The 10,260-nt window shown below is 71.1% G+C and carries 10 protein-coding genes and 1 pseudogene; 6 read left to right on the top strand and 5 right to left on the bottom strand.

Translation table 11 applies throughout. The features are described from left to right. The coding region (locus AC31A1_RS38095; RefSeq protein WP_489657670.1) for a glycoside hydrolase family 31 protein at nt 1-1,569 on the top strand (1,569 nt) is incomplete at its 5' end. A gap of 2 nt (nt 1,570-1,571) precedes the next feature. Here AC31A1_RS38095 and AC31A1_RS38090 read toward each other — a convergent pair. After that, nucleotides 1,572-2,108 (bottom strand): NUDIX domain-containing protein, encoded by a 537-nt coding sequence (locus AC31A1_RS38090; protein WP_489657669.1) that lies wholly within the window; start codon nt 2,106-2,108, stop codon nt 1,572-1,574. 235 nt (nt 2,109-2,343) lie between these two features. On the opposite strand from AC31A1_RS38090, the gene AC31A1_RS38085 reads away from it, so the two are divergent. The 5 genes from AC31A1_RS38085 (at nt 2,344) to glpK (ending at nt 8,362) form a co-directional block, all read left to right on the top strand. Continuing rightward, nucleotides 2,344-2,769 (top strand): Zn-ribbon domain-containing OB-fold protein, encoded by a 426-nt coding sequence (locus AC31A1_RS38085; RefSeq protein WP_489657668.1) that lies wholly within the window; start codon nt 2,344-2,346, stop codon nt 2,767-2,769. After that, nucleotides 2,766-3,956: a lipid-transfer protein gene (locus AC31A1_RS38080; protein ID WP_489657667.1), complete on the top strand. Its 1,191-nt coding sequence runs from the start codon at nt 2,766-2,768 to the stop codon at nt 3,954-3,956. The genes AC31A1_RS38085 and AC31A1_RS38080 overlap by 4 nt, the downstream gene beginning before the upstream one ends. A gap of 100 nt (nt 3,957-4,056) precedes the next feature. Then, nucleotides 4,057-5,709: an EAL domain-containing protein gene (locus tag AC31A1_RS38075; RefSeq protein ID WP_489657666.1), complete on the top strand. Its 1,653-nt coding sequence runs from the start codon at nt 4,057-4,059 to the stop codon at nt 5,707-5,709. Between the two features lie 335 nt (nt 5,710-6,044). Further along, entirely contained in the window at nt 6,045-6,770 is a 726-nt protein-coding gene (locus AC31A1_RS38070; RefSeq protein WP_363096632.1) for an MIP/aquaporin family protein, read from the top strand. 80 nt (nt 6,771-6,850) lie between these two features. Beyond that, nucleotides 6,851-8,362 carry a glycerol kinase GlpK gene (gene glpK, locus AC31A1_RS38065; RefSeq protein ID WP_489657665.1) on the top strand — a complete coding sequence of 504 codons (1,512 nt, stop codon included), beginning with the start codon at nt 6,851-6,853 and terminating at the stop codon, nt 8,360-8,362. Between the two features lie 101 nt (nt 8,363-8,463). Here glpK and AC31A1_RS38060 read toward each other — a convergent pair whose 3' ends face one another. From AC31A1_RS38060 to AC31A1_RS38045, 4 genes and pseudogenes are all read right to left on the bottom strand, one after another. After that, a complete protein-coding gene (locus tag AC31A1_RS38060) occupies nt 8,464-9,069 on the bottom strand; it encodes a GTP-binding protein (protein WP_327405523.1) in 606 nt (201 codons plus the stop codon). A gap of 52 nt (nt 9,070-9,121) precedes the next feature. After that, nucleotides 9,122-9,517 (bottom strand): DUF742 domain-containing protein, encoded by a 396-nt coding sequence (locus AC31A1_RS38055; RefSeq protein WP_033282377.1) that lies wholly within the window; start codon nt 9,515-9,517, stop codon nt 9,122-9,124. A gap of 9 nt (nt 9,518-9,526) precedes the next feature. Next, nucleotides 9,527-9,958 carry a roadblock/LC7 domain-containing protein gene (locus tag AC31A1_RS38050; RefSeq protein ID WP_019059640.1) on the bottom strand — a complete coding sequence of 144 codons (432 nt, stop codon included), beginning with the start codon at nt 9,956-9,958 and terminating at the stop codon, nt 9,527-9,529. Further along, a pseudogene (locus tag AC31A1_RS38045) lies at nt 9,955-10,260 on the bottom strand (histidine kinase); the annotation flags it as partial. The pseudogene AC31A1_RS38045 and the gene AC31A1_RS38050, both read right to left, overlap by 4 nt.

The raw sequence follows: 10,260 nt of genomic DNA, 5'->3' as shown, positions 1-10,260 counted from the left end.
GGGCACGACCGGGCCGGGGCGTCCGAGCTGCGGATGGACGGGGGGCCGCTGCGGTGCTGGGTGGTGGTGGGCACCCCCGCGCGCGTGCTGCACGCCTGGGTCTCGCTCACCGGCGCTCCCGCGCTGCCGCCGGCGTGGGCGCTGGGTCACCATCACGCGCGGTGGGGCTTCGGGAGTGAGCAGGAGGTGCGGCGGATCGTCGCCGGTTATCAGGAGCGCGGTCTGCCGTTGGACGCCGTCCATCTGGACATCGACCATTACGACCAACATCAGGTGTTCACCGTCGACCACGAGCACTTCCCGGAACTGCCAGTGCTCGCCGAGGAGTTGCGGCGGGACGGCATCCGTCTGGTGTCGATCGTCGACCCGGCGGTGAAGGCCGAGCCGGGAAACGCCGTCTACGACAGCGGGACGGCCGAGGACGCCTTCGTGCGGGACGCCTCGGGGCGGCTGGTGCGGGGAGTCGTGTGGCCCGGGGAGGCCGTTTTCCCGGACTTCACGCACGCGCGTGTGCGGGAGTGGTGGGGCGCTCTCTACAAGGAGCGGCTCGCGCAGGGGTTCGCGGGGTTCTGGCACGACATGAACGAGCCCACGTCGTTCACCGCCTTCGGGGAGTCGACCCTGCCCCGGTCGGCCCGGCTCGACCTGGAGGGGCGGGGCGGCGACCATCGTGAGGCGCACAACGTGTACGCGCTGTGCATGGCCAGAGCCGCCTACGATGCGTTGCGCGAACTGGCCCCCCAGGAGCGGCCGTTCCTCTTCTCGCGCTCCGGGTGGGCCGGGATGCAGACCTACGGGGGCACCTGGTCCGGCGATGTGGCCACCGGCTGGCCGGGACTGCGGGCCTCGCTGTCGCTGGTCATGGGACTCGGGCTGTGCGGGGTTCCCTACTCGGGTCCGGACGTGGGTGGCTTCGACGGGAGTCCCTCGCCCGAGCTGTATCTGCGCTGGTTCCAACTCGGCGCGTATCTGCCGCTGTTCCGCACCCACGCGAGCCTGCGGGCGGGACGCCGGGAGCCCTGGGAGTTCGGTGCCGACGTGCTGGAGCACGCGCGCGTGGCGCTCGTCGAACGGCGGCGGCTGCTGCCGTATTTCATGACGCTGGCGCATCTCGCGCGGCGGACCGGGGCGCCGTATGTGCGGCCCCTGTGGTGGGGTGCGCCGGAGGATCGCGCACTACGGGACTGCGAGGACGCCTTCCTGCTCGGGGACTGTCTCCTGGTGGCGCCTGTGCTCGATCCTGGGTCGGACCGGCGTGCGGTGCAGTTGCCGCGGGGGCGCTGGTACGACACGGAGACGGAGCAGGTCTACGAGGGGCCGGCCCAGATTCTCGTCGACGCCCCGTTGTCGCGGATTCCGGTGCTCGCGCGCGCGGGTGCCGTGCTGCCGGTGCGGGGCGCGGACGGCGGGCTGGTGGTGCCGGATGCGGGCGACGGCTGGCACGAAGCGGAGATCGAGCGGTACGTCGCCCGCTGGGAGGGCCGACGAGTGGTCGTGGAGCGGGAGTTGGAGGACCGCGTGAGCGCGCCGTCCTACCCGGTGCGGGTGCGCGGGCTGGGTGAGGGCTGACCTCAGATGTACCGGCCCTCGAACCAGGCCCTGACGGCCACGGAGTGCAGCGGGAAGGCGAGCTCCTCCGGCCTGCGCAGGAGGTGCCAGCCCTCCGTCTCGTCGGTGGCGGCGGACTTGGGGAGTCCCTCGACCGGGCGCTCGGGGAGGACGCCGAAGAGCAGGAGATGCCCGTCGGGCGAGCTGATGGCGTCGACGAGCCGTACGTCACGGCTCGCGGCGTCGATGCCCGTCTCCTCCCTGAGTTCGCGGACGAGGGCCTGTCGCCAGTCCTCGCGGTCGTCGACGTAACCGCCCGGCAGGGCGACGCCTCCGCGCGCGGGGGCGACGGTTCGGGTGATGACGACCAGGGCGGTGCCCTTCGTGTCGTACACGGGCTGGAGTGCGACGGCTACGGGCAGCGGGTTGCGGTACGCGACGGTGCCGCAGGCCGGGCAGGTGCGGGGCCAGCCGGAGACGCCCTCTCCGTAGGGCGATCCGCAGCTCGAACAGTGGGAGTTCGGCCCGGAGTTGGGGACGGAGGCTTGAGTTTCGGACACCCGGCGGACTGTATCCGATCAAGCGGAGGGCGTCTTTCCGGGGGCCGCGCGCGTGAACGGGAAACGGCCGGAACCACCCCCGTGGGCCCCGGCCGTCCCTCCCGGTATCACGACGCCGTAAGTGGCTCGATGGTTCACCGAAACGCCCTGCTCATTTTCCGTTGCCCGTGGCACACTTCTGACGTTCCGTCAGATCCAGTGCTGTGGAGGGACGTTGTCGCGGACACGCACACCTGTGGTCACCGATTGGTTCACCGGGGACGGGGACGACTTCCGGCTCCTCGGCACGCGCTGTTCCGCCTGCGCCTCGGTCTTCTTCCCGCGTGAGGACGGCCACTGCCGTAATCCGGCCTGCCAGGGCGGCGAGATGGCGGAGGTTCCTCTGTCGCGGCGCGGCCGGGTCTGGTCCTACACGGACAGCCGGTACCGGCCACCGTCACCGTATGTGAGCGATCCGGAACTTCCGTGGGAACCGTACGCGTTGATCGCTGTGGAGCTGGAGTCCGAGCGGATCGTGGTGCTGGGACAGGCGGTTCCCGGGATCACCGTCTCCGATCTGACGGTGGGCATGGAGGTGGAGGTCGTCCCCGGTGTCCTGAGCGAGGACGCGGAGACGACCTGGACCACCTGGCACTGGCGGCCTGCGGGGGTGACGGAATGACGGCGGACGTGGCGGTGCTCGGCGCGGGCATGCACCCCTGGGGCAAGTGGGGGCGCGGCTTCGTCGAGTACGGGACGGCGGCTGCCCGGGCGGCACTCGCCGACGCCGGACTGGAGTGGCGGGATGTCGGCTCGATCGTCGGCGCGGACACGGTGCGTGGCGGATATCCCGGGTATGTGGCGGGCGCGACGTTCGCGAAGGCGCTGGGCTGGCAGGGCGCCCGGGTGGCGAGCGTGTACGCGGCGTGCGCGTCCGGGGCGCAGGCCGTCAACGCGGCGCGGGCGCAGATCCTTTCGGGGCTCGCGGACGTGGTGCTGGTCGTGGGCGCCGATGCCGCCCCCAAGGGGTTCTTCCGGCCCGCCGGCGGCGAGCGGCACGACGATCCGGACTGGCTGCGCTTCCGGGTCCTCGGGGCGACGAATCCGACGTACTTCGGGCTGTACGCGCGCCGACGGATGGACCTCTACGGGGACACCCCGGAGGACTTCGCCCAAGTGAAGGTGAAGAACGCCGCCCTGGGAGCGCTGAATCCGTACGCGCGCTACCGCAAGCGGGTCTCCGCCGAGGAGGTCGCCGCGTCCGCGGTGGTTGCCGATCCGCTGCGGCTGCTGGACATCTGCGCCACCTCGGACGGCGGGGCCGCCCTGGTGCTGTCCAGCATGGTGTTCGCGCGCCGGCACGGGGCGCCGGACCCGGTGCGGATCCGGGCGGTGTCCACGGTGACGCCGCGCTATCCCAACACCGTGCTGGACCTCCCGGACATCGCCACGGACTCCGCGGCGGCGGTGACACCCCCGGACGAGACGTTCCGGGCGTCGATCGCGCGCGCGGCCTACGAGGAGGCGGGCGTCGGCCCCGAAGAGCTCTCCCTGGCCGAGGTGTACGACCTCTCCACCGCCCTGGAGTTGCAGTGGTACGAGGACCTGGGGCTCTGCGCCGAGGGCGAGGGCGCCAAGCTGCTCCGGGAGGGCGCGACGACCCTGGGCGGGCGCATACCCGTGAACGCGAGCGGTGGACTGGCCTCCTTCGGGGAGGCGGTTCCGGCGCAGGCCATCGCCCAGGTCTGCGAGTTGACCCGGCAGTTGAGAGGCGACGCGGGTGACCGGCAGGTCGCGGGCGCGCGGGTGGGGCTCACCGCGAACCAGGGGCTGTTCGGGCACGGGTCGGCGGTGCTCGCCGTGCGGTGACCGACGGCTCGCCGCGCACACGGTGTGATCAGCCCGCAAGGCTGCGTGAACGTCTTATGAACTGGGCCTCGGCGTACGCCGACGGCGTCATCATGCTGCCGTGCGCTCCTCGACGGACACTCTCCGCTTCGCCTTCCAGCCGGTGGTCAATCTGACCACCGGTGGGGTCGCGGGGCTGGAGGTCCTCGTCCGCCCGGAGACCGGGGACATCCTGGCGGAGGCCCGCCGCGACCCCGAACTCGACGGCAGGCTCGCCGTGTTGGCGGTCCGCGCCGCCGCGCGCAAGGAGACGCTGCTGCCGCTGCACATCAACGTGTTCGCCGGCACCCTCGCCGACCTCGGCGGGCTCACGCCGCTGCACAGCGCGGTGCGCGAGGCGGGACGGCTCCCGTGGGAAGTCACGATCGACATCGTCCCGCCGTACACGCACGTGCCCCAACGGGCGCTCCTGGAGGCGGTGTCCGAGCTGCGCGGCCAGGGGTTCCGGATCTGCGCGGACGGCGTCGGCGACGGTGACGTACCCCTGCGGCTGCTCACGGACCTCGCGCCCGACCTGGTGAAGCTCGACGCGTCGCTGCTGGAGCGGCCGGCCGCGGTGCGGGCGATGCGGACCCTGTGCGAGCAGCTGGGCGCCCTGCTGTCCGTGGAGGGCGTCGAGACCGAGACGCAGTGCGCGACCGCGCGGTCGGCCGGGGCCCAGTTGGCGCAGGGAGAGCTGTTCGCGCCGCCGACGCGGATCCCCGCGGCGGACGTATACGTTCCGCCCCGCGCACCCGGTCTCGCGACGATACCGCCGTCGGGGCCCTGGGTGCGGGAGTTCGTACGGCCGGCCGCGCTGCTGCCCGACAACGCGTCCGCCGGTCAGGTGCGGGCACTGCTGACCGGCTCGCCGGACGTCTCCGGGGTGATCCTCGTGGACCGGGACGGGGTGCCGGTCCGCTCGGTGCACCGGTCGCGCTTCCTGCTGTCGATGTCGGGGCGCTACGGCCACGCCCTGTACGCCGACCGGCCCGCGGCCAAGCTCGGGGACGTGCCGCGGACGGTCGGCGTCGACGCGACCGCCTGGGAGGTCCTGGACGTGGTCGCGGTCGGCGACGCGGACCGTACGTCGGACGACGTGGCGGTGGTCGACCGGTGTGGGCGATGCGTCGGCGTCGTACGACTCGCCGATCTGGTGCGGGCGTTGGCCGAGACGCGGGTCGAGGAGGCCGCGGGGCTCAACCCGCTGACCAGACTGCCCGGTTCGGACGCGATCACCGGTGAGGTGGACCGGCGGATCGCGGACGGGCGGACGTTCGCGCTGAGCTGGCTGGATGTGGACCACTTCAAGCAGGTCAACGACGGGGCCGGTTTCGCGGCGGGCGACGAGCTGATCCGCTCGGTGGGGCGCGCGCTGCAACCGGTGACGACCGGGCACACGCGCGTGGGGCACATCGGCGGGGACGACTTCCTGGTGCTCACCGACCCGGAGGGGCTGCTTCCGCTGGCCGCCGCCGTGCTCGACGCGCCCTGGGAGGCGGGCGGCAGGGCCGTGACTCTGTCCCTGGCCACCGTCCTGTGCGTGCCGGGCAGTGTGACCGACCACCGGCAGGCGGCCACGTGTCTGGCGCCGCTGAAGAAGGCCGCGAAGTCGCTGGACGGCACGAGTTGGGTGCTCGGCCGGGCGGAGCGGGGCGACTACGAGATCCTCCGCGGATCGCATGTGACGCCCGCACAGGCCCCCCGCACGGCCGCGGAGTCCCCCGGGCGCTGAGCGCGGGCCCGACGGCCTCCTGTGGGGCTCCAGGGGCCGTCAGGGTGGGTGTCACCGTTGCCGTCCGCGACCTTGACGCTCCACAGGCACCGGTGAACACTTCCCGGTGTCGGTCGACATCGCCGTACATTCTCGGCGTACCAGGCACTGCGCCGCGCGGGCTCCGCCTGCGCTCAGGCCCACTCCCACGGGCGATTCGGCTGCGACGGCACGCTCGTCACGGACGCCGGGCGGGGCTCGGGACCCTCCCTGCCTTCGGCTGAAGTCGCCAAGGGAACCGCACCCTGCACGGAGGACCGGGGCCGACCGTCCCGGGCGAGGGCCAAGGAGCCGCCATGAGCAATGGAGACATATTCCTCGGTGAGGTCATCGGCACCGCGATACTGATCCTCTTCGGCGCCGGCGTGGTCGCCGCCGTCGTACTGAACTACTCCAAGGCACAGAACTCCGGTTGGATCGTCATCGCCTTCGGATGGGGCTTCGGCGTGATGGCCGGGGCGTACACCGCCGCACCGCTGTCCGGCGGGCAGCTCAATCCGGCCGTCACGATCGGCATCGCCATCGACACCGGGAAGTGGGACAAGGTCCCGCTCTACATCGCGGGGCAGATGGTCGGCGCCATGCTCGGCGCGGTGCTGTGCTGGCTCGTCTACTACGCGCAGTTCCAGGCCAACGCCGAGGAGGAGATGGCCCAGCCCACGCTCGGGATCTTCTCCACCACGCCCACGATCCGCAATGTCGTGGCGAACCTGATGACGGAGATCATCGCGACGATCGCGCTGGTCCTGCCGATCCTGGCCTTCGGGCTCACCAAGGGACTCGGTACGTCCGGCACGGCGGTGCTGGTCGTGTCCTTCCTGGTGGTCGGCATCGGTCTGTCCCTCGGCGGTCCCACCGGGTACGCCATCAACCCGGCCCGTGACCTGGGCCCGCGCATCGTCCACTCGCTGCTCCCGATCCCCAACAAGGGCACGTCGGACTGGAGTTACGCGTGGATCCCGGTGGTGGGACCGCTGATCGGCGGGGCGCTCGCCGGAGTCATCTTCAACGCAGCCTTCTGACAACAGTCTTCCGAGAGCAGCCCTCCGAAGGACGGGAGCAGTCCTCCGAAGGATCCGAAGGACACGACAAAGGGGTCGTCATGACGGACAGGTTCGTCGCCGCAATCGACCAGGGCACCACCTCCAGCCGCTGCATCGTCTTCAACCAGGACGGCGCGATCGTCGCCGTCGACCAGCGCGAGCACCGCCAGATCTTCCCCAAGCCGGGCTGGGTGGAGCACGACGCCACCGAGATCTGGTCCAAGGTGCAGGCGGTGGTCGCCGGGGCGATCGCCAAGGCGGGACTGCGCGCCGACCAGCTCAGCGCGCTCGGCATCACCAACCAGCGTGAGACGACGGTCCTGTGGGACCGCGCCACCGGCAAGCCCGTGCACAACGCCATCGTGTGGCAGGACACCCGCACCGCGGCCCTGTGCAAGCAACTGGGCGGCTCGGACGGGCCCGACCGCTTCCGCGAACAGACCGGGCTGCCGCTCGCCAGCTACTTCTCCGGCCCCAAGGCGGCCTGGCTGCTCGACAACGTGCCCGGCCTCCGGGACCGCGCCGAACGCGGCGAGATCGCCTTCGGCACGATCGACTCCTGGCTGATCTGGAACCTCACCGGCGGCACCGACGGCGGCAAGCACGTCACCGACGTGACCAACGCCGGGCGCACCATGCTGATGAACCTGGAGACCCTCCAGTGGGATCCGTCCATCCTCTCCGCGATGAACGTCCCCGAAGCGGTCCTCCCCGAGATCAAGTCCTCCGCCGAGGTCTACGGCACCGCGGTCGGCCAGCTCGCGGGCGTGCCCGTGGCGTCGGCCCTGGGCGACCAGCAGGCCGCCGTGTTCGGGCAGGCCTGCTACGACGTGGGCACCGCGAAGAACACCTACGGCACGGGCAGCTTCCTGCTGCTCAACACCGGGAACCGGCCGGTGCCTTCGAAGAACGGGCTCCTCACGACGATGGGCTACAAGATCGGCGGGGAGGCGCCGGTCTACTGCCTGGAGGGATCAATAGCCATAACGGGCGCGCTCGTTCAGTGGTTCCGCGACCAACTCGGCATCATCCGCAGCGCCGACGAGATCGAGACCCTCGCCGCGAGCGTGGACGACAACGGCGGCGCGTACATCGTGCCCGCCTTCTCCGGCCTGTTCGCCCCCTACTGGCGCTCCGACGCGCGCGGAGTGGTCACAGGGCTGACCCGGTACGTCACGAAGGCGCACCTCGCGCGCGCGGTGCTGGAGGCGACGAGCTGGCAGACGCGGGAGGTCGTGGATGCCATGTTCCAGGACTCCGGGGTACAGATCACCACCCTGAAGGTGGACGGCGGCATGACCAAGAACAACCTGCTGATGCAGCATCAGGCGGATGTCCTCGGAGTGCCGGTGATCCGGCCCAAGGTCTCCGAGACGACCTGTCTGGGCGCCGCCTACGCGGCCGGGCTCGCCACCGGGGTGTGGAACGACCTCGACGAGCTGAAGTCGCACTGGCAGAAGGACGTCGAGTGGACGCCGTCCATGGAGTCGTCGGTGCGGGACCGCGAGTACCACAACTGGCGCAAGGCCGTGGAGAAGAGCTTCGGCTGGCAGGAGGACGGCGACAACTAGGCACACGCGCGTGGGCGGTTCACGCGGCACACGCGCGTGCGTGTCGTTCCGCGAGCTGCGGCCCGTACCCCGGTCTGCGGGGTACGGGCCGCGCCCGTACCTCAGCTGGTGACGCTCTGGCGGCGCTTCGCGCCGTAGGCCATCGCGTGCTGGACGACCTCGATGAGGACTTCCTTGACCGACGCGCGGTCGCGTGCGTCGCAGAGCATGAGCGGTACGTCCTCGTCGAGGTCGAGAGCCTGGCGTACGGCGTCCACGGGGTAACGGTCCGCGCCCTCGAAGCAGTTGACGCCTACGACGAAGGGTATGGAGCGCCGCTCGAAGTAGTCGAGGGCGGCGAAGCAGTCCTCCAGGCGGCGGGTGTCGGCGAGCACGACGGCGCCCAGGGAGCCCTCGGAGAGCTCGTCCCACATGAACCAGAACCGCTCCTGCCCCGGCGTACCGAAGAGGTACAGCACCAGGTCCTCGCGCAGCGTGATGCGGCCGAAGTCCATGGCCACGGTGGTGGTGTGCTTGCCCTCCACCCCGCTGGTGTCGTCGACCGGACGCCCTGCCTCGGTGAGCAGTTCCTCCGTGCGCAACGGCCTGATCTCGCTGACCGCGCCGACGAGGGTGGTCTTGCCCACGCCGAAGCCGCCGGCCACCAGGATCTTGAGCGTGACGGGCTCGACCGGAGGCTTGCCTCGCTCAGAACGCCCGAAGATCATCGGTCTTTTCTCCTGCTTGATGATGGGGGTAAGGGGTGGTGGCTCGCGCCGCTCACAGGGCCCGGAGGCCGGAGATCACGTCGCGCAGAATACTCTCGTCCACCAGTTCGGCAGGGGGTACGGGACGTGACACATGGACGAGTTCGCCGTCCACGAGATCACCGATGAGGACCCGTATCACCCCGATGGGCAGGTCGAGTTCGGCGGCGAGTTCGGCGACCGACTGCGGGGCGTCACGACAGAGACCGACGATGTCCACGTGCTCCGGAGACAGCGTCTGGTCCGCTTCCGAGTCGTCCTCGTGGGACTCCGCGATCACCACCGCGATGAGGTCGAGGCGGTGCTGGGCCGCACTGGTGGTGCGGCCGCGCGTCATCGCGTACGGCCTGACGACCGGTCCGGCCTCGTCGTCGAACCAGTGGCTTCTTCCCTGCCCGTCTCCGCTCATGTCACTCCACTACCCGCCGGAGGACAGGTCGGTGCGCGGAGCGGCCCCCAGATGCACACCGACCCGCTTCACGAGCAGTGTCATCTCGTAGGCGACCTGTCCGACGTCCGAGTCGGCGTCGGCGAGGACGGCGAGGCAGCTGCCGTCGCCCGCGGCCGTCACGAACAGGAAGGCCTCGTCGAGTTCGACGACCGTCTGCCGCACGCTGCCCGCCTCGAAGTGGCGGCCGACGCCCTTGGCGAGGCTGTGGAAGCCGGAGGCCACGGCGGCCAGGTGTTCGCTGTCCTCGCGGGTCAGGTCCTGGGACACGCCGGTGGCGAGGCCGTCGCCGGAGAGCACGATGGCCTTGCGGATGCTGGCGACGCGCTCGACGAGGTCGTCGAGGAGCCAGTTCAGCCCGCGCTGGTCGGTGCTGTGGCCGGTCGCCTTCGGTGCGGTCATCGACCGTCCCCCTTAGTTCCTTGTGCTGTGCCGTCTCGGGCGTCGTCGCCCTCGGCGTTCTCCTCGCGGCCGCGCTGCCAGCCGCGCTGGAGCGAGGCCATACGGCTGCGCACCTCGTCGGCGTCGCGCTCGGCGACCTCAGCCGGGCTCGCGGCGCGCCGATCGGGGTCCTGCTTCAGCTGCGGGGCCAGATTGGCCTGACGTACGCGTCTGGGCAACGCTCCGGTGCTCGGCGGTGTGTCGGAGTCCGGTACGCCGGCCGCGAGTTCGGCACGCCGGGTGCGCCTGGGGAGGGCGGGGGT

The organism is Streptomyces sp. P5F9 (assembly GCF_057961495.1).
The sequence above is the reverse complement of the archived record's forward strand: the minus strand, read 5'-3'. Positions and strand labels throughout refer to the sequence as shown.

Coding starts and splice junctions, on each gene's coding strand:
- AC31A1_RS38080 (WP_489657667.1), top strand. CDS start 2,766: ATGACGGCGGACGTGGCGGTGCTCGGCGCGGGCATGCACCCCTGGGGC.
- AC31A1_RS38070 (WP_363096632.1), top strand. CDS start 6,045: ATGAGCAATGGAGACATATTCCTCGGTGAGGTCATCGGCACCGCGATA.
- glpK (WP_489657665.1), top strand. CDS start 6,851: ATGACGGACAGGTTCGTCGCCGCAATCGACCAGGGCACCACCTCCAGC.
- AC31A1_RS38060 (WP_327405523.1), bottom strand. CDS start 9,069: ATGATCTTCGGGCGTTCTGAGCGAGGCAAGCCTCCGGTCGAGCCCGTC.
- AC31A1_RS38055 (WP_033282377.1), bottom strand. CDS start 9,517: ATGAGCGGAGACGGGCAGGGAAGAAGCCACTGGTTCGACGACGAGGCC.
- AC31A1_RS38050 (WP_019059640.1), bottom strand. CDS start 9,958: ATGACCGCACCGAAGGCGACCGGCCACAGCACCGACCAGCGCGGGCTG.